Below are 19,615 nucleotides of genomic sequence, written 5' to 3' on the forward strand. Positions count from 1 at the left end.
ATTAATCATGGCAATGGCACAAGTAATTCATAAAAAAGGTGGGCCTGACAACTTCGTATGGGAGGAGGTTGAGGTTGGGAAGCCTGGTCCAGGTCAGGTGCGACTGCGAAATACGGCCGTCGGGGTGAACTTCCTGGATACTTACCACCGAGCTGGCATTCCTCACCCGCTGGTCGTCGGCGAGCCGCCGATTGTGGTCGGCTTTGAAGCTGCAGGTGTGATCGAGGAGGTCGGTCCCGGTGTCACCGACTTCGCCGTCGGCGAGCGGGTCTGCACTTGCCTTCCTCCTCTCGGCGCCTACAGTCAGGAGCGCCTCTACCCAGCCGAAAAGTTGATCAAGGTTCCAAAGGACCTGGTGCTCGACGATGTCCATCTCGCTGGGTTGATTCTGAAGGGGATGACAGCGCAATACCTGCTGCATCGGACGCACAAGGTGCGGCCAGGAGACTATGTGTTGATTCACGCGGCTGCCGGCGGCATGGGTCACATCATGGTTCCCTGGGCGCGCCACCTTGGCGCTACTGTAATCGGGACTGTCAGCACCGAAGAAAAGGCTGAGACTGCTCGCAAGCTTGGTTGCCACCACACCATCAATTACTCGACCGAAGATTTCGTCGCAGCGGTTCGTGAATTCACGGGTGGCAAGGGTGTACACGTGGTCTACGATTCGATCGGCAAAGACACGCTACAGAAGTCGCTCGATTGCCTGCGGCCACTCGGTATGTGTGCAGCTTACGGGCACGCGTCGGGAGTGGCGGATCCGATCAGGGTCGTCGAGGACCTTGGCGTACGCGGGTCGCTTTTCATCACTCGGCCTGCGCTCTGGCATTACATGTCGACGCGTAGTGAAATCGGCGAAGGATCGAAGTGCCTGTTCGATGCAGTCAAGGCGGGGGTACTCGACAGCAATGTTGCGAAGACCTTCCCGTTGCGGGAAGCAGCGGCGGCGCACAAGTACATCGGCGGCCGCCAGACGATCGGGTCGATTGTCTTGCTTCCGCAAGAGTAGGCGGCCGTAATAGACCGACACTCCCGGAATCTTCCGGGGATATCGAAGACAACGCCTCGATCGCCTATCAGCCGATAGCGTCGGTCGGCGATCACATCTTTACCCGCGGTTGGTCGTTCGCTGCGGGTTTCTGCATCGCCTGACCAATAGTCCCGAAACGGTAGCCCCGCAGAACGGCGAACCGGCATTCCACGCGCTGGTGCGAAGGAGGCGCTGGCGCGCGGTCAGGCCAAAGTACCGCTCGGGACTGCGATTTTCACTCGAGCATTTGCGAACGACCGGTAGGCCAGTCTTGGTGCTGGCCCAGTTCTGGCAAGCAAACGGAATACCTTCGCCCATACCCCTTCCACAGATTCTCAAGCAAGGTCCGGAACCTCTTGCTGAGGCGCGTATCCTAGACGTCGCACGCGGCACCTCGCATTCTGACTACGTTTCCCTGTCTCGATCCATCCGGCTCGCCGACTCATCTGTCCGTGATGCCTGATTCGGTTTTCGCCATAACATATACATAGGAATGCTACGTTATACGGGTTAACAGACTGGCATCGAAAAGAACTGGTAATCACGAGTACATTTGGACGCTTACGGTTTAAAGCGAGGATGCGCCGGAACAATAATTGGCTTTGAAGAAGACAGGTCAGCCGTCGTTAGTAAACGGACTTTTTACAAAACGATTGTTGTTCGGGGCTGTTTCTTGGGATAACTTCCCTCCATTCACATTGCCGGTTAGCAATCTTCGAGCTTTATTGTGAAAAGGTTTTGACTGATGTTAGCTGGCTGACGCTCGGTATCGCCAAAACGTTCTTCGCGCGGCCCACCTCACTGTATGTTGTGCACCCCTAGGTGTATGGAGAAATGTATGAAACGTTATGCAATTGCGCTTGGTTTTAGTGCATGTGTCGCTATTAATCCCGTCTACGCTGTCGAATCCGTGCCTCTCTCTTCGACGAATGCAATATCGGCGCAGGCCGTTACCGTGCCCACGACCCGCGCCGTGTCCGATGGAGAGAAGGCAGGACAATCGGAACAAAAAGGAGTAGCCGGGGTGTCAAAAGCCCGGGTTCAGGTTTATCAGGAGCTTGTGGTGTCCGAGCACGATGGCTCGCTGAAGAGGCTCGACAAGACAGTGTATCGCGGGAACTAACCCGAAGATTGGGATGGTTTGAGTGCAGCCTCAATAAAACGAGAGTTGTGACTCCCGCGGAACGAACTTTCGAACTGGTGGTGTTAGCCCTTCGCCGGGTAGACAGCTAGGAATATCACGGCTATTCAGTCGCACATTGCTTCCTTAGCAATTTGTAGAGCGCAATCGGCGTCAATGTCTTCTACTGGCAAGGTAGAGCCTTTTGGTCGAAGGCGGCGGGGTCCGCTGCGAAGCAGCTCGGACTAGGGAGTGGTTTTCGTCGGCCGAAACTTATTCAATGGCGGTCACTCGGGAATTGTCTGCGCGCGCTGTCCTGCTCTGCAGAGCTTCTGCGGTCATATTCATCGAATAGAAGTCGATGCAGAGCGTCGCGTTTTTTATGGATGCGAGATCTGCGATTCTGGGATTTTTCATGATTGGTATTATTCGCATTGCTCTCAAGAGGCCATATACATTCGTTGTTTTGGCCATCTTCATTTTCATTGTCGGCCCCCTCGCTGCGTTTCGCATGCCAACGGACATTTTTCCCGACATCAAGATCCCGGTTATCAGTGTCGTATGGCAATACACCGGGCTGCCACCTGACCAGATGGCCGGCCGCATCATGTCGCCGTTCGAGAGAGTCTTGACTACAACGGTCAATGACGTCGAACACATCGAAGGCCAGTCCATTGCCGGATATGGCGTCGTTAAGATCTTCTTCCAGCCGACCGTCGACATCCGGACTGCGAATGCGCAGGTGACATCAATCGCACAGGTCATCCTGAAACAGCTCCCCCCCGGAGCAACGCCGCCGCTTATCCTCAACTACAACGCGTCGACCGTTCCCATCATCCAACTCGCGCTGTCCGGGAAGGGGCTCTCGGAGCAGAACCTCGGGGACCTTGGTCTGAATCAGCTGCGCCCGATTTTGACGACCGTGGCAGGGGCGGCATTGCCGTATCCGTACGGTGGTAAGACACGACAGATACAGATCAACGTCAACCCTTCGCGGCTGGAGGCCCGGGGTCTATCCGCGCAGGACGTCGGCGAGGCATTGGCTGCACAGAATCTGATTACACCGGTTGGAACCGAAAAAATTGGAAACTACGAGTACACACTGCAACTGAATAATGCTCCGTCAAAAATCGACGCGATTGCTGCCATGCCGATCAAATCGGCAAACGGAACGACAGTTTATATGCGTGATGTTGCCGATGTGACGGACGGCAGCCCTCCGCAAACGAACATCGTGCACGTCGATGGCAAACGTTCAGTGCTAATGACGGTGCTAAAGAATGGCTCCGCCTCCACTCTGGCAATTATCGCCGGAATCAAGGAGCGGGTTGCCGATGCGAAGGCTTCTCTGCCGGACAATCTTCAGATTGACGCTATCGGAGACCAATCGATATTCGTCCGGTCGGCAATTTCCGGTGTCGCACGCGAGGGTTTGATTGCCGCGGTTCTCACGAGTCTCATGATCCTGCTGTTTCTGGGAAGTTGGCGCTCGACGGTCATCATCGCGACCTCCATTCCGCTCGCTATTCTCGGGTCCATTTCCGTTCTCTCGATGCTCGGCGAGACCCTGAACATCATGACCCTTGGCGGACTCGCGCTGGCCGTGGGGATTCTTGTCGACGATGCCACGGTGACGATCGAGAACATCAACTGGCACCTGGAGCAAGGCAAGCTCGTCGACAACGCCATTCTCGACGGCGCTGCACAGATTGTCACGCCAGCGTTCGTCTCGCTGCTTTGCATCTGCATCGTGTTTGTTCCGATGTTCTTCCTTGACGGCGTGGCGCGATTCCTGTTTGTGCCGATGGCAGAAGCAGTGATCTTTGCGATGGTCTCATCGTTTATTCTGTCTCGGACCCTCGTGCCGACGATGGCCAAGTACCTGCTAAAACCCCACGTCCATAACGACGACCATGAGCCGCTCGACACCACGAATCCGCTAAAGCGGTTTCAACGTGGATTCGAGGCACGTTTTGAGCGTGTCCGTTCGAGCTACAGCGCGATACTTGAGCTGATATTGGTAAAGCGGCGCGGGTTCGTTGTTGGGTTTTTCGCGTTCGTCCTGGTGTCATTTTCATTGGTACCACTTCTTGGGCGTAACTTCTTCCCCGACGTCGATGCCGGGCAGATCCTATTGCACGTACGCGCACCTGTTGGCGTACGTGTTGAGAGAACGGCACAGATCTTCGCAGACGTGGAGAAACGGATCCGGTCGACGATTCCACCATCTGAGCTTGGTACCGTTGTCGACAATATGGGACTTTCCATCAGTGGGCTCAACACCGCTTATAGCAACACAGGGACGATCGGCTCGCAGGATGGGGACATCCAGATATCACTAAAGGAGGGTCATCGACCCACCGCCGAATACGTCCGAAAGTTGCGGGAAGAGCTTCCGCATGCCTTTCCGGGTGTCACGTTTTCGTTCCCGCCGGCGGACATCATCAGCCAGATTCTGAACTTTGGTTCACCAGCGCCAATTGACCTCCAGATTCGTGGGAACAATTTGCCAGGAGACTTCGCATACGCGAACCAGCTGCTGCGCCAGATCAAGCATATTCCAGGCGTTGTTGACGCCCGCATTCAGCAATCTCAGGCTAATCCTCAGTTCGATATCAATGTCGACCGGACCCATGCACAGCTTCAGGGCCTCACCGAACGTGACGTGACAAATAGCCTTGTTGTTCACCTCGCGGGCTCAAGCCAAGTTGCCCCTACGTACTGGCTCAATCCGGCAAATGGCGTTGAATATCCGATTGTGTTGCAGACGCCGCAATATGGTCTCGATACGCTGCCGTCGCTGCAGAACCTACCGCTCACCGGCGGCACACCATCGAACGACGGACAGATCCTGGGTGGGGTGGCCACCATCCACCGTACTGCCGGTGATGAAGTCGTCAGCCAGTACAACATACAGCCGATGGTAGAGATCTTCGCGACGACCCAAGGTCGAGACTTGGGTGCGGTTGCTACCGACATTGGGCACGTCGTTTCCGCCAATGCAAAAGATGTACCGAGGGGTGCGAAGGTTGTGCTTCTCGGCCAGGTGCAGACCATGAACAACACCTTCAGCGGCATGCTCTTCGGGTTGCTGGGAGCGGTGGTACTTATTTATTTGTTGATCGTAGTCAATTTCCAATCGTGGGCCGATCCGGTGGTGATTGTCTCTGCTTTGCCGGGGGCGCTGGCCGGCATCGTGTGGATGCTGTTCGCGACGGACACCACCCTGTCGGTTCCCGCCCTGACGGGCGCCATCATGTGCATGGGTGTTGCAACAGCCAATTCCATTCTGGTGGTGAGTTTTTGTCGCGAACGTTTGGCTGAACACGGCGACGCGTTCAAGGCGGCGCTCGAGGCCGGCAGCACGCGGTTTCGTCCCGTCCTGATGACAGCGCTCTCGATGATTATCGGCATGGCGCCAATGGCGCTTGCTCTCGGCGAGGGCGGCGAGCAGAACGCGCCGCTGGGCCGCGCGGTGATTGGCGGACTGCTGTTCGCGACGATCGCCACGCTGTTCCTCGTGCCGGCCGTCTTTTGCATGTTCCATTCGGGTCGGGGTCGCACTTCGACCGCGCCGATTTCTGGAGATTCAATCCATGTCGTTTGAACCTACACCGCGTGCGGCGCAGCCGCAACGCCAGCTTTCGTTTGCAGGGATCGTCGGTGGTGCGCTCGCCGTCATCATCGTTGTTGGTGGCGTCACACTTCGGCTGAAACATGAGCATCAGCTCAAAGTCTGGACGGAAGCTCAAGCGATACCGTCGGTGAATGTCGTTGTGCCGGCCAAGGAGGCGCCGGGCGGCTCGCTGGACCTCCCTGGCCGGCTCGAGGCCTTCGAGAGCGCGCCCATCTATGCGCGTGTTAGCGGGTACCTGAAATCCTGGCGTGTCGATATCGGCAGCCAGGTGAAGGCGGGCGAAGAGCTCGCCGACATCGAGACGCCCGAACTCGACCAGCAGTTGAATCAGGCGAAGGCTGACCTTGCAAGCGCGAAAGCCGATGCAGCCCTGGCAAAGACGACTGCCGATCGCTGGCAGGGACTTCTGGACTCCGATTCCGTGTCCCGTCAGGAGGTCGATGACCGTACACAAGACTATGTGGCGAAGCAGGCCCGCGTGGTGGCGGCGCAGGCAAACGTCGACAGGCTGGTCGCGACCAAGAGTTTCGGGAGGATTGTCGCACCGTTTGACGGCGTGATTACCGCGCGCGATACCGACGTCGGTGCGTTGATCAATGCCGGCGGTGGTACCGGGCCGCAGCTCTTTTCGGTATCGAGCGTGGATAAGCTGCGTCTGTACGTGCATGTGCCGCAAGAATATGCACCGATGATCAAACCCGGTGGGACCGGCAGCTTTACCGTCCCGGAGTATTCCGGCAAGAGCTTTACGGCCACGGTTGTGGGTCTGGCCGACTCCGTCAACGCCGCATCGGGAACGACGCTGGTCCAGTTGCTGGTCGACAATCCTGGTCATCTGCTGCTGCCGGGCGGCTTCGTGAACCTGCACTTCGCGCTGCCGGCACGTGCCGGCGCGTTGCGCGTGCCGGCCAGCGCGTTGATATTCGACAACCGTGGGCTCCGGCTCGCGACCGTCGATGGTCATGACACGGTCCGGTTCAAGTCCGTTGCAATCCAGCAGGACCTCGGAAATGCCGTAGACATCGGCTCTGGACTCACCGAAAGTGACCGCGTGATCGACACGCCGCCCGATGGTCTTGTCGAGGGTGACCATGTTGAGGTGATCAAGCCGGGGGCCAAGGGTGCAAGCCATGGCTAAGTATCGGACATTGACCTCACTTGTGGGTGCCATGGCGCTTGCCGGATGCTCACTCGCACCGCACTACCAGATTCCGGATGTACCCGTCGCGGCACAGTACCAGTCTCAGGGACCCTGGACTGCGGCCAGTCCGGCTGACCAGCTCGACCGCGCGGGATGGTGGAAACTCTATCGGGAGCCGAAACTTGATCATCTCGAGCAACGCCTGATTGCGAATAACCCCGACCTGCGCGCCGCGTTATTTCACTATGAGCAAGCTGAGTCGTACATCAAGCAGGTCAGCTCGGAGCTATATCCTCAGGTAGCCGCTGGCGGCAATATACAGCGTGACCGCGAGTCAGACACGAGACCGTTGCGCAGCTCCACAGGGCCGACCGACTACAACTCGGCCACGCTGGGCGTCGAAGCTGACTACGAAGTCGACCTTTGGGGACGCGTGCGCGATTCAGTTGCTGCAAGCAAGGACGAGGGTCTGGCGTCAAAAGCTGATCTGGCGTCGACGCAGTTGAGCCTAGAAATCGAGCTGGCGCGAAGCTACATCGACCTGCGCGGTCTTGATCAGCAAATCCAGCTTATCGAGGGTACTGACGAGGCGTATCAAAAGGCGCTCGATCTGACCCGCAAGCGGCATGGCGGTGGAATCGTGTCTGGTCTCGATGTGGCGCAGGCAAGCAACCAGTTGTCGTCGGCTGAGTCCGACCTCACGCAGGTCAGGGCCAAGCGAGCATTACTGGAACACGCAATTGCCGTGTTGGTTGGCGCGTCGCCATCGGACTTCCGGATTGAGCCAAGTACCCAGCCCATCCCATTGCCCGCCATCCCGGTTGGTGTGCCATCGACATTGCTGCAAAGGCGGCCAGATGTCGCCGCAGCCGAGCGCCGCGTAGCGGAGGCCAATGCACGGATTGGCGTTGCCCGTGCCGCGTACTTCCCGTCACTGACGCTGAGTGCGGGGAGCGGCGTGCAAAGCTCGGTGCTCGCGGATCTGCTCGGCGCTCCCAGTTCCTTCTGGACCATCGGGCCAACGCTGGGTTTGTACCTGCTGGATGGCGGTAAGCGGCGCGCGCAGCTGAACTCCGCGAAGGAGGCAACATCAGAGGCCGGCGCCCGCTACCGAAGCGTGGTGCTTGCCTCATTCAGGCAGGTGGAAGACGATCTCTCGTTGCTCGCCGATCTGGGCACCGCAACGAATCAGCAGCAAGATGCCGCAAATGCAGCTGACACGTCGGTCAACCTTTCGCTCGCGCGCTATCGGCGCGGTGCGGTCAGCTATCTGGACGTGGTCGAGGCACAATCCGCTGCCCTTCAATCGGAGCGCAGTGTAATCGCGCTTCGAACGCAGCAGATGGATGCGAATGTAGACCTCATTCGCGCGCTCGGCGGTGGCTGGAGCAAGGATGACCTGAAGCCGATCGAAGCGTCGGATCGATAAGATAAGGAATCCTAATACAGTTCGCATGCCTGAATCAGCTAAACCGTCAATCCAAGTGGGCCCATGATCTGGCGTTATAACGTTGACGTGCTGGCGCCGCATTGAGGCGGACGGAGTGCCTAAGGACCGTTTCAAAAGGACTGTTCCGTACGTCTGAAGGTGTTCCAGCAGGCAAGGGAGCAACCCGATTTGAGGAATGCTTCGTGAACGTCGGCGCGACGCTCAAAGTGAAGGCGAAGACGACGAAAGTTGTGGAGCCATGGGTGGGTATGCTCGACCACCCAAGGAAATAATTTTAATTCACCCGGGATAAATCAGTTAAAACCCTAGGTTAAGGGCTTCGACTAAATAAAAGTTAATCCCTTTGACCTTTTGCTACTTGAAAAATGAAAAAGCTGCTAGCAGCGGCTATTCTGGGCTCAATGTTTGGCATCGCGCATGCGGACGACGGGAACAGCGTAGCTCTCTATGGTGTTGTGGACGTCGCCGTGGGGGTTGTTGAGCATAGTCCGAATGGCAGCGCGCTGTTTGCGGCGACGGTCAATCCGGTCAGCAAAGTGAGTACCAAGTTCAACCAGCCGGTATGGGGCATGTTTAACGGAGGCATCTCAGACTCGCGCTGGGGCATTCGTGGAAATGAGAACTTGAGAGGCGACCTTCATGCATTCTTTGGTCTCGAATCGGGATTCAACGTCCCTTCCGGTAACCTGAACAATGCGGCGGGCTCGATCGCCGGATCGAATAATACAATCGGTGTTGCTTCGGCTTTGAATGGTCAATTGTTTAACCGGGGCGCTTTTATCGGCTTTCGTCAGGACGAGTACGGGTCGGTCGCATTCGGGAGAACCACGACTCTGGGCTTTGATACGATTGTCAACTACGATCCGGTGTTTGCGGCTCAGCTGTTCTCACCGCTTGGGTTCTCTGGCTCATACTCGGCCGGTGGCATCACCGAGGGCTCGCGCACCGATAACAACATCAAATATACCAACCACGTCGGGCCCATCAATTTTGGAGTCTCTTACAGTTTCGGGGGAGACGCAGGAAAATTCGGAGACGGTTCGACGGTCGGCGCCAACGTCGGATATGAGGCACATAACTTTGGCATTCAGGCCACGTTTTACAGCGCTCGAGATGCAGTGCATTCAGGCGCGCTGGTCGGCGTCAATCCGGTTAATGGGACAGAAATCGGCACAAGTGTGGGGGCGCTTACGCTTGACAATGACGAAGATTTCATGATCGCGGCCAAATACTCGTTTGGAGCGGCGACCCTCAAGGCGGGCTACGAGCATTACGAACTTAAGGCGCCTTCGGATCCTGTAGCGGCTGGGACTACCGTCAGCTATTACGGATACAATGGATCGTTGGCAAATACGATCAATCCAACCAAGTCCAACGTGTACTTCGCAGGTGGTGACTACAAGGTAACCCGGTCTTTTGACATCGCAGCTGGCTTTTACGACACGCAGACTGTTCAGTCTACAGGCGTAGCCGGCGGCAATCAGCTTCAGTACTCGTTGCTCGCAGATTATCGCTTGAGCTCCCGCACAGACGTATATGCGGGATATATGTTCTCGAAGTTCAATGGATCGGCTTTCAACGGGTTCGAGTCCGATAACTATATTGTCGCGACGGGCGTGCGAGCTGCGTTCTAACGTCCCGGCAAAAGCGGCTAGGGTACACGTGGCTGCGGAGTTGGATGAATCGTTATGTCAATTTCGAAGTGTTGACCGAAGATGTGTTGCAGAATTCTCTGCAGGCATCTTCGGCTCGACCCAACTGAACCAATATCAAGCGCCCTTTGCGATGCATACCTGCGGCTTGTACCGTTTGAAGAAGCGCCCGGAGCGCTACGGCAGCTTAGAGGCCGTGGATTGAAGTTTCCAATCTTGTCGAACGTCTCGTCGCGCGCAATTTGCGCCGTTGTGAGTGATGCCGGGCTGCAGGTAGAATTCGATCATCTATTGAGCGCTGATGCGGTGGAGGCCCACAAGACAGAAGATCGCGTGTAAAAAATTGCGGAACGCTCGGTGGGGCTCTATCGGTTGGCGATCCTCTTTGTCTCGTCGAATGCTCTTACCGGGCATCTCGACTATCAGGTAGTCAGGTAGTCAGGTAGTCAGGTAGTGAATGACGAAACGAACTTATATTGTCTTCGGCGTCAGGTGCTGACTACTACAATTTATGGAGGTCGACGTCTCGCTTAGTATGGTCCGTTCTTTTTCTCGACCCAGTGAACGATGTTCCGCACGGTATCGCCATAGAACGTTCGATACAACCCCTCTGTTACATACGCAATGTGTGGGGTTGCGAGTACGTTGGGTAGTTCGCGCAACGGATGCGGATTTCCCAAGGGTTCGACATCGTAGACATCCACCGCGGCGCCCGCTATCTGACCGCTCGTCAAGGACTTGAGGAGTGCGGCCTGGTCGACGATCGGGCCGCGCGACGTATTGATCAGTCGGCTCGTAGGTTTCATCTGAGCCAATTCCGCTTGACCAACGAGATGGTGCGTTCGCGGACTCAGACGTACATGGATTGACAGGAAGTCCGCGGTATTAAATAACACCTCCTTGCTGACCAGTTGCACGCCGCTCGCTAGCGCGCGTTCCGGGGTGAGATTCTGACTCCACGCAACAACGTTCATTCCGAACGCCTGACCAATGATGCCCACAGCTGAACCGACACGGCCGAGCCCGAGCAGACCAAGCGTCTTACCAGCGAGTTCTTCGCCGACGGAAACCTGCCAGCCACCTTGCCGCAGCGAATAATTTTCGAGGCCGATGTTGCGGGCCATGGCAAGGATCAGTGTCCACGTAAATTCAATCGTGGGTGTGGAACTATAGCCTGTGTGAACGACCTCAATACCATACGTGGCCGCCGCATCGAGATCGATCGACGCGTTTTCCAAACCGGTCGAAGCGATCATTTTGAGGTTCGGTAGTCTTTCGATGATTTCACGCGTGAGCGGCGCACGCTCGCGCATTACACACACAACATCGAATGGCATCAGGCGTTCAATCAGTTCTTCAGCATCGCTGAGATGGTCATTGAATACCGTGATATCTACTCGACCGTCTAGCACTGACCAGTCTGCCATCTTTAGTGCGACGTTCTGGTAATCGTCGAGGATTACCGCCTTGAGGCTCATGTTTCGTTCTCCGCTCTTTTACGGGTAGGCAGTCGAGACCACGGGCACGGCACTATGTTGCGGCTGCCAGTGCGTCGTCGTGGGCTATGGTGCAATTGTATTTTGGTGGGGCCGTTGCCGAATACCGAAGATCCGTGAAAAGATCGTTTACCAATCGGTTGGCAATTGGTGTGATATTCCATGCAAGAATTCGTATATGCAATTTTTCCGAGCAGGTTATCGGATGGACGTACTCCAGAAAATGAAGATGTTTGTAAAGCTCGTGGAATTGGGGAGCTTTACGGAAACGGCAGGGCATTTCGGTACGACTACAGCAAGCGTATCGCGGGCAATATCGGATCTCGAGTTGCATCTTTCGGCGAAGCTGTTACAGCGGACGACGAGGAGGATGGGGTTGACTGACGTTGGACGTCGCTATTTCGAGCGCTGTAAGGATATCCTTACCTCTGTAAGTGAGGCGGAGATAGAGATTGGAGGAATAGAATCGGATCCTTAGAAAAGCGAATCTTTTCAGATGACACTGCGATACATACGGGTTACCGTCCCAGTCATCGTCAATAATTCCACTCACAAGTGTTGAGTCATTACTCCGGTGCATCGCTGAGCGGAAGACACGTCGCCAGGTATATTCATGGATCGCTTGAGGTTCTAAGCCACTACTTTAGGACCCGTTTCGGTGCTCAGCCGTCCGTGCGCCTTTGTTAGAAAGTGGGTGGCGCGTATCCGGTGTCTGAACTTACCGGATACATGCGCAACGGTACTTCTGCGGATGGTCATTGCATCAGACATCCTGTCGTGCCGACTCCGCACGGGTTCCAGTATGTGTTCGTGCTCCCATCGTTGGATACGGCGACAGTCGCTGGGCAAACATCGCTGCTTGAGATGGCAGTGCGGGCATGCAGGTGGCCGTTACACACGTGGATTCATGTCATGCTCAACTGTCGTGGGCCGATGAATTGCGCTAACCGGCAGAGCATCGATACTCGTCGCCCCTTTCGACCTAGACGAAGTCGCGCTCGCTAAAGAGTCCCTTCTTACTTGGCGTCGAGGTGAGCGATTTCGGTACATACGCTTTGAGCGCCAGTTCGCACGATTGGATTTCCGATGGGCTGAAGTAGCCCCCGGTCAACCAGTACCTTCGGCTCGGGCTTGCCCAACGCATTCTTCGGCGACAAAGCGATCCTGCTGAGTTGCGCACAATTGCTTCCGACGGTGGTGACCTCGCGTTCGACGTACAGATGATGCTTCGCATCCACGACGGTCTGAACGTTGTAGCCGACCTTTTCCGTTCTTTCTGCCACGGTTGGCGGTCCTGAGGCATCTGTCTCTCCGTTGTACTGTTCTTTTCACCAGCCCACATCGACATCCTTGCGCGGTCCATTTTCCCGCTGTTCAGTCGGTGCGAGGCGCGTCCTCCGCGGAATCCACACGCGGCGGAATTGCTCGACTTCATTTTCTTCGGCGAACACTGACCTCGATGGCTTGACCAGGTCGTGCCGCGATACGATGCCGAGCAGGCGATAGGTCTTCTCGTCTTCGACCACGGGAACACGGTCGATTCCGGCTATCGCGAGACGGGCGGCCACGCTTCTACAAGTCTCTTGCGGCAGCGCGATTTCGGGGCGCGCCTGTGCGAAGAACGTGCCAAGGGAAGCACCGCTTTTTTCCGCGGGGATCTCATTGAACAGCGTCCGGTCTACCATGCCCACCAGAATTCCGGAGTCGACAACCGGGTAGGCACGATACTTCTGCCGTGCCCCGAAATAGTCTCGAAGTACCTCGGCGGCGGTCGCTTTCGCGTCGATCGTCTCGACGGCGCGGGTCATGACATCGTCGACATGATGTCTTTCGAGTGGATCGATGCTGTACTCGCGGTAGATGTGATAGCCGCGACGGGCGATCTTCTCGGTCAGAATCGATCGACGCATGAAAAAGACCGTGAAACCATAGGCGACGGCGGCGGCCGCCAGCAGGGGAAGCAAAGCGTTGGCGTCGCCCGTCAGCTCGAATGCAAACACGGCTGCCATCACAGGCGCGCGCATCATGCCGCCGAGCGCGGCGGCCATAAAGATGAGCGGCCAGACTGCAGGCTCGCCGCCTGGCATGTACGGGGCGGCAATCGCGCCCACGCCTGCGCCTATCATCAGCAAGGGGGCGACTACGCCACCGGATGTGCCCGAGGCCAGCGCAATCATCCAAATGATGACCTTGACCAGCACGATTGCGACCACGACCTTCACAGCAAGGTGGTTTTCCAGCAGGGCGCCGATAACGTCGTATCCGACACCGAGCGTGTGCGGTTGAAAATATCCGCCGATTCCGACCGGTATCGCACCCAATGCGGGCCACCACATCCAATGGATCGGCAACTTGCCGAACAGATCCTCTACTTTGTAGAGGGACGTAGACAATCCCCACGACAACGGGCCGGCGATCAATCCCGCGATTCCCGACCCAACGAGACCCATAGGGCCGAGCGGCAACGTATGCAGCGGAAACAAAGGTCCGCTGCCCAACAACAGCGGCCGAGTGAAGCCTGCCACGGCACACGCGATGGCGACCGGCAGAAGGCTGCGAGGCCGCAGTTCGAACAGCAAAAGCTCGACGGCGAGCAGCACTGCTGCAACCGGCGTGCCGAACACGGTGGTCATGCCGGCGACTGCGCCCGCTACCAGGAGCGCCTTCCGCTCGCCACTCGATAGGTGGAAATATTGAGCAATGAGCGAACCGATTGCTCCGCCTGTCATGATGATCGGGCCTTCCGCTCCAAAAGGGCCGCCACTGCCGATTGCGATTGCCGAGGCGAGCGGCTTGAGGACTGCAACTTTCAGCGATATCTTGCTCTTTCCGAAAAGGATTGCTTCGATGGCCTCGGGTATGCCGTGGCCGCGGATCTGCTCCGAACCGAACCGCGCAATCATTCCAACCACCAGGCCGCCAATCACGGGAACCGCAACAACGAATAGTCCCAGCGTGTTTTGCGACGGTGAATGGTCTGCTGCGGATATCGTCTGGTAAAAGAACAGGTTCGTGAAGAAGTGGATAAGGTGCAGCAGAAAATCGGCGGCGACTGTGCTCACCGCACCACTGACCGCCGCGATTGCACTGATACGCAGAAGCCGGACATCTGTTGCGAAATCGCCCTTGTACTTGCTCATGATTCACGTTGTTTGGCTGCCGAAGATCTAAACCCGCCCGGAGCCAATTTGCATCCGACCGTCATATAGCGTGTTAAATAGTCACGACTCTGGTTTTCTTCCCATCACTTGACCGAGCTGCCAGGACGTCAGGAAGTCTCCGGCGTCAGTGTGCGGTCGTGGGCGTGGTCTTCCAGGTAGTTGTGGAGGAAACTGTCTGTTCGCATGGTCAACCGCTGCGCTCGGCCGATCGCGACGACGGACACCGCGAACCATTTATGCGAGCCGTAGTGCAAAGACCGCTCAAGCCAGATAACCCGCCAGGCGATGCAGTCTTACGGATGACCGGTGGACCCCCGAAGCGGCCGTCGACGTGGCGTCGCCTCCAACAGTGGATCCGGCTAGACCTCTGTCATTCGACGCCCGTCCCAACACGAAACGCCCTGCGACGTGTCAGACTTCGTTTCCCGCTCGGGCCAGCCGATCGCCTTGATGCGCCTTTTGATATGGATGAGTCGCGATCCGCTCCCGAGGTGGACGAATGGCGGTCTTGTCACCGTCAGTCGAATAGGCGACTTAAACGATGGTGCGATCGTTTCCGCGATAGCGAGACGGCTCAACAAGACAACAGCAGCTGCCGCGACCGCCAATCCAAGAGATCGAAGGTGCAGTGGAATTTGGCGAAGGATACCGTTTGGCACAAAAGCTCCTACCAACAACAAGTACGGGCAGGGGAGCGATGAAGGCCGTAGCAAAGCGATATCTTAGGAAGCACTTTCGCAACTATCCAAATTGAGTCGTCTACACAAGCAGCCAGTTGGCAAGCCTCACATCGCCACCGCCGTGACGGGCCGCGAACCCTGGGACGCGGAAGTTGAATCTATTGTGTGCAACGACGCCATCTGGGTAAATGGCCACAGTCGAATAACAGTTTTGTCTGTCGAGGATCAATTGGTCTATTGCGTTGCGGTTGGCTAACGATCTTTTGATAAATGATGGCTCCTTTTGCGCGCATATTGCCTCTAATATTGACCCCGCCACCTGTTCTGTAATCTCTAACGGCGTCATATGAATATTACGTCTATCCGTAAGGATACCTTTGCGATACCTGGTCAAAGTCATACCTGTACCAAGACGTCATACCGTTTCATCAATTGGAAATACTGGCTAACTCATACGAGACCGATTCCGATGTGCTGTGTGCAATCGTGCCGGAGCCGTCGCATCCTGAAAGGAATCCCGCGCGCGAGGAATTCGTCATCGCTGCCGGCATCCGCCGTACACCGCCCCCGACTGGATCTCCACCCATGTTCAATACTCTCCTCGTTCCGCTAGATGGCTCACCCCAGAGCGTCCACGTCGTCGACCTGGCCAGCCGCGTGGCGATGCCAGGTACGGCAACCGTACATCTTCTATGCGTTGTTGACCCATCTTATGCATTGCATCCGGCCAGCACAGGCGGTGTCGCTTACGATGGCCTCGTCTATCCGTACGCACACGCTCAGACATCTTTCGCACAATCCGTACTGGCGGCAGCAACCGTACAGCTTGCCGACCGGAATCTCACGGTGGAACAGCACTTCTGCGCAGGAGATCCTGCCGATGTCGTCATCGAACAAGCCCGACTGCTGACCGCGGAGGTCATCGTGATGGGACACCGCCGTTTGTCACGGGTGCGCCGTTGGGCCAACCCGTCGACCTGCGTAAAAGTCATCGAAAAGTCGCCTTGTTCGGTATTGGTTGAAAGCAGAGAGGAGGACTGAACTCACCACCTCGGTCAGATAATAGCCAATTCCCGTGGTCGTTTTCGTGCTAAGAGTTTGAGACCGTGATGTCGACCACCAGCGTGCATCTTTGCTGCGCCTGCACTTATGGCACGATAGACATCGCATAAGTTGTACGGTGAAGCGTCCTTCGTTGAGAACGGATAAAAGTTGTCCGAATTCGAACAATAAAGGATCGGGCGACATTTATCTCGAAACACGACGATTTCTTCCTGTTGGCGAGAAACGGGTCAACCATCGATGGTACGTCAAGAGCGAGGAAATCCTCACGTGTCATGAAGCAGGCATCACAGTGGTCGGGCCAAAGTCAGTCACCTCGACTTTCACCGTCGAAGCTCGGGTCGGCAAGGAGGAATTTATCTATGACGTAGCGAAGAACGAGTATTCCCGCCGGACGCGTGAGCGTCTGACCTGGCCGTATGCAACAGGGGAGAGCGGCCTGCGACTTCATCGTTACTGGATTTCGAATTGCCAGCAATTCCCACTAAAAGACAAGTGCAAGCCCAGTGTCCAATGACGACTGAGTCGCAAGTAACATCATGCGGCTCTCGACCAGATGCTCAAGAGCCCTGACCATGCACCGGACATGAGGCTTATCCGATCATACGACCGGTGAGCAAAGGTCGTCGACAATCGGCCGAGAGCGCGAAGCTGTTCGCGTCGCGGCGGGCAACGACTTCAGGGCGCGAAGCGCGTAAAGACAAAGTCTTGATCTTTCGCCAGCGCCTGGTGACAGGCGAAACACGCTTGATGTTTCGCCACGCTGACGGGCTGACCATTGACGAACTGCCCGAACCCCCAGCCACCGGTGGTGGCATATTTCTTCGAGTCCTTGACCATGAAACTTACTGACGTGGCAGCGCCCGGGATCGTCGCGGTCGCGAATCTTGTGGACTGAGTCCGCTTCCATGCCAGTTTGGCCAGAATGGTTCCATCGGGAAAAGGCTGGGTGGCCTTCTGGATTGCCTTGACCGCTGTGGGGTTCCCAAGGATGACGCGAAGCTCGTTTAGCGAACCCGCTTCCTCAGACGGCGCGATCATTTCCCACTGCCGATATCCGTCTGGAACTGTCACGCCATAGATTGGCGACGCATTTTCCGCGGGTTCCTCCGCGTGAGCCGCTGGGAATGCGGTAAGAAAAAGCGACGCGCTCGCGACCGCAAACAGTTTGACGTTAGACCACTTCATAATCAACTCCAATTTGTACGTTCGATCCGCCACGACCATCGCGACAAGCAGACTCAAGATTAAAAGGACAACTCATCCGAAGTTAGATGCTTGCTTCCTCGCATCCCGCTCGGGAATTGCACGACGGGCAGGGCGGCGCAGCCCATATCACGACGCGATGCTAAGTGACCTGAGCACGAGGCAGGGCGCGTTGATCAACGCTCACCGGCTTGTAGCGAAGTTTGGCGGATACTGGGCAATAGAGGCGACAGGATGTCGATTCGCATGTGATACTGACGATGGGTTCGACTGGACCTGTGGGAATGACCTACAGACTTCCGAGATGATGACCTAAACGTAGCTCGCAATCGCCATGCTGGCCAAGCCCGCGCTCAACAAGAGTTTTTAAGCGCGTGCGTGCTCCCGACCATCCAATTGAGGACCGGAACAGATCTTGAGAGGATCGCAAGTCGGCTAGGTCAGGTATGCCTTTTCGATTCAGCGCGCTCTTACTCTCTGCTATTGTTTGCTTATCAAAGGAGGCGATGCGCCGCACAAGATTAAGGACAACCGCGTCAAGCTCAGCATCCGGAATGGCACGATTGACTAAACCATAGCGTTCGGCGGTCGTGGCGTCGAGGTCGTCCGCGCCGACGATAATCTCAAGCGCGCGTGAACGTCCAACGAGTAAAGGCAGACGTTCCAATGCCCCACCGCCCGGCATGATGCCAACACCGATCTCCGGCTGGCCGAAGATCGCACGTTCAATGCTTGCAAAGCGAAGATCGCACGCCATCAAAAACTCATTGCCTATGCCGCGGGCTCTGCCTCGGACAGACGCAATGCTAACGACAGGAGCATAGGCAAGTCGTGTTGCAAAGTCGATCCATGGTGATTCGACTGCACCCCCACCGTCGACTTTCTCGGCGGCTCTCGCCATGTCGTAATGAGCGAGGAAATAGTCGGGATTCGCGCTCTCGAATAGAACGACTTTTAGCTCAGGAGCCGCTTCGATCCGACCGACGAGTTGGCGGAGTTGTACCAAGGTATCGGGGTTGACGAGATTGAGCGGAGGATTCTCAAATACGACGCGCCAGTAGCTGGCTGATTCCTCGTGTAGGATAAACTGTTGGAGACCGCCCATAGAAATTCTCCTTCCTTCAAGCTGAACGCGACCCGGATTGGGCGCTTGATTCGATACTGCACGGGCGCATAAGCAAGGATCGTTCTTAACTTGCCTAAAGCGCCCCCGAGCCTTGGCTATCGTCCTGCAGCGGCCCCGCCATCGACTGGGATAATCGCGCCTGTGGTGAAATTTGAGGCTGTCAAATAGAGCACTGCGTCAACAATCTGATCGACGTCACCTACTTTGCCGAGGGGATTGAGTGTGGACAGAAACGCGTGCTTATCCGGGCTGTGCAATGGGGTGGCAATCACGCCAGGAGCGACCGCATTCACCTTGATGTTGTGCTTCGCAAGTTCGACTGCCAGCGATTTCGTCACTTGATTCAACCCTCCCTTGACCATCACGGGTATCGTCGCGGGGACAGCGGCGCTCGGCTGCATTCCAAGCGCCGCCGTGATATTGACGATGTGCCCATCCTTGTTTTCGATCATGTGTGCAGCGGCTGCTTGCGTGGGATAGAAAAATCCTTTCAGATTTGTATTGATAAGACTGTCCAAATCCTCTGTCGTGTAATTGGTGATTGGTTTCGCAACAAAAATACCCGCGTTGTTGACAAGGATATCCACCCGTTTGAACTTCGCGATTGCCTTCTCGAAAATCTTCTTGGAAGTTTCGGGTAACGCAATATCACCCTCAACCAAAAGAAAATTTTCAGGATTACCGAGCTTTTCGGCAGCGGCACGCAGACGTTCAATCGTCCGCGCGTTTCCAACCACATTGTAGCCCCGCTGAAGATATGCCTCTGCTAGCGCAAAGCCCATCCCACTTGACGCACCCGTAATAACAACCGTACGCTTTCCAATAGTCATTTTCCAACCCTCACAAAGGTGAAC

The 19,615-nt window shown here is 56.3% G+C and carries 14 protein-coding genes and 1 pseudogene; 8 read left to right on the top strand and 7 right to left on the bottom strand.

Going from position 1 to position 19,615, the window contains the following annotated elements; all coding sequences use genetic code 11:
* Nucleotides 1–7: 7 nt before the first annotated feature.
* The 5 genes from P3T40_RS22280 (at nucleotide 8) to P3T40_RS22300 (ending at nucleotide 8,357) form a co-directional block, all read left to right on the top strand.
* Nucleotides 8–1,009 (top strand): quinone oxidoreductase family protein, encoded by a 1,002-nt coding sequence (locus P3T40_RS22280; protein ID WP_429269896.1) that lies wholly within the window; start codon nucleotides 8–10, stop codon nucleotides 1,007–1,009.
* A gap of 859 nt (nucleotides 1,010–1,868) precedes the next feature.
* Entirely contained in the window at nucleotides 1,869–2,153 is a 285-nt protein-coding gene (locus tag P3T40_RS22285) for a hypothetical protein (protein ID WP_429269897.1), read from the top strand.
* A 412-nt stretch (nucleotides 2,154–2,565) separates the two neighbouring features.
* Nucleotides 2,566–5,757 (top strand): efflux RND transporter permease subunit, encoded by a 3,192-nt coding sequence (locus tag P3T40_RS22290; RefSeq protein ID WP_429269898.1) that lies wholly within the window; start codon nucleotides 2,566–2,568, stop codon nucleotides 5,755–5,757.
* Complete coding sequence (locus tag P3T40_RS22295) at nucleotides 5,747–6,925, top strand: efflux RND transporter periplasmic adaptor subunit (protein WP_429269899.1); 1,179 nt, start codon at nucleotides 5,747–5,749, stop codon at nucleotides 6,923–6,925. Before P3T40_RS22290 ends, P3T40_RS22295 begins: the two co-directional genes overlap by 11 nt.
* A complete protein-coding gene (locus P3T40_RS22300) occupies nucleotides 6,918–8,357 on the top strand; it encodes an efflux transporter outer membrane subunit (protein WP_429269900.1) in 1,440 nt (479 codons plus the stop codon). Before P3T40_RS22295 ends, P3T40_RS22300 begins: the two co-directional genes overlap by 8 nt.
* A gap of 131 nt (nucleotides 8,358–8,488) precedes the next feature.
* Here P3T40_RS22300 and P3T40_RS22305 read toward each other — a convergent pair.
* Nucleotides 8,489–8,647, bottom strand: a pseudogene (locus tag P3T40_RS22305) (IS5/IS1182 family transposase); the annotation flags it as partial.
* A gap of 96 nt (nucleotides 8,648–8,743) precedes the next feature.
* Here P3T40_RS22305 and P3T40_RS22310 point away from each other — a divergent pair.
* Nucleotides 8,744–10,012, top strand: a complete 1,269-nt coding sequence (locus P3T40_RS22310; RefSeq protein ID WP_429269901.1) for a porin — start codon at nucleotides 8,744–8,746, stop codon at nucleotides 10,010–10,012.
* A 548-nt stretch (nucleotides 10,013–10,560) separates the two neighbouring features.
* Here P3T40_RS22310 and P3T40_RS22315 read toward each other — a convergent pair.
* Nucleotides 10,561–11,508, bottom strand: a complete 948-nt coding sequence (locus tag P3T40_RS22315) for a D-2-hydroxyacid dehydrogenase family protein (RefSeq protein WP_429269902.1) — start codon at nucleotides 11,506–11,508, stop codon at nucleotides 10,561–10,563.
* A 247-nt stretch (nucleotides 11,509–11,755) separates the two neighbouring features.
* Here P3T40_RS22315 and P3T40_RS22320 point away from each other — a divergent pair, with 247 nt between their 5' ends.
* Nucleotides 11,756–12,004, top strand: coding sequence for a LysR family transcriptional regulator (locus P3T40_RS22320; protein WP_429269968.1), 249 nt, complete (start codon nucleotides 11,756–11,758; stop codon nucleotides 12,002–12,004).
* Between the two features lie 538 nt (nucleotides 12,005–12,542).
* On the opposite strand, the gene P3T40_RS22325 is transcribed toward P3T40_RS22320, so the two are convergent.
* Together P3T40_RS22325 and P3T40_RS22330 are read right to left on the bottom strand one after the other, a co-directional pair.
* Entirely contained in the window at nucleotides 12,543–12,809 is a 267-nt protein-coding gene (locus P3T40_RS22325; protein WP_429269903.1) for a hypothetical protein, read from the bottom strand.
* A gap of 45 nt (nucleotides 12,810–12,854) precedes the next feature.
* A complete protein-coding gene (locus tag P3T40_RS22330; protein ID WP_429269904.1) occupies nucleotides 12,855–14,666 on the bottom strand; it encodes a chloride channel protein in 1,812 nt (603 codons plus the stop codon).
* Between the two features lie 1,286 nt (nucleotides 14,667–15,952).
* Here P3T40_RS22330 and P3T40_RS22335 point away from each other — a divergent pair.
* Complete coding sequence (locus P3T40_RS22335) at nucleotides 15,953–16,408, top strand: universal stress protein (RefSeq protein WP_429269905.1); 456 nt, start codon at nucleotides 15,953–15,955, stop codon at nucleotides 16,406–16,408.
* 699 nt (nucleotides 16,409–17,107) lie between these two features.
* On the opposite strand, the gene P3T40_RS22340 is transcribed toward P3T40_RS22335, so the two are convergent.
* The 3 genes from P3T40_RS22340 to P3T40_RS22350 form a co-directional block, all read right to left on the bottom strand.
* A complete protein-coding gene (locus P3T40_RS22340; protein WP_429269969.1) occupies nucleotides 17,108–17,617 on the bottom strand; it encodes a cytochrome P460 family protein in 510 nt (169 codons plus the stop codon).
* Nucleotides 17,618–17,924: 307 nt separating this feature from the next.
* A complete protein-coding gene (locus tag P3T40_RS22345) occupies nucleotides 17,925–18,740 on the bottom strand; it encodes an enoyl-CoA hydratase/isomerase family protein (protein ID WP_429269906.1) in 816 nt (271 codons plus the stop codon).
* Nucleotides 18,741–18,856: 116 nt separating this feature from the next.
* A complete protein-coding gene (locus P3T40_RS22350; RefSeq protein WP_429269907.1) occupies nucleotides 18,857–19,591 on the bottom strand; it encodes an SDR family NAD(P)-dependent oxidoreductase in 735 nt (244 codons plus the stop codon).
* Between the last annotated feature and the right edge of the window lie 24 nt (nucleotides 19,592–19,615).

Origin of the sequence: Paraburkholderia sp. EB58, from assembly GCF_050436665.1 — a bacterium.
In the GTDB taxonomy this organism is placed as follows: Bacteria; Pseudomonadota; Gammaproteobacteria; order Burkholderiales; family Burkholderiaceae; genus Paraburkholderia.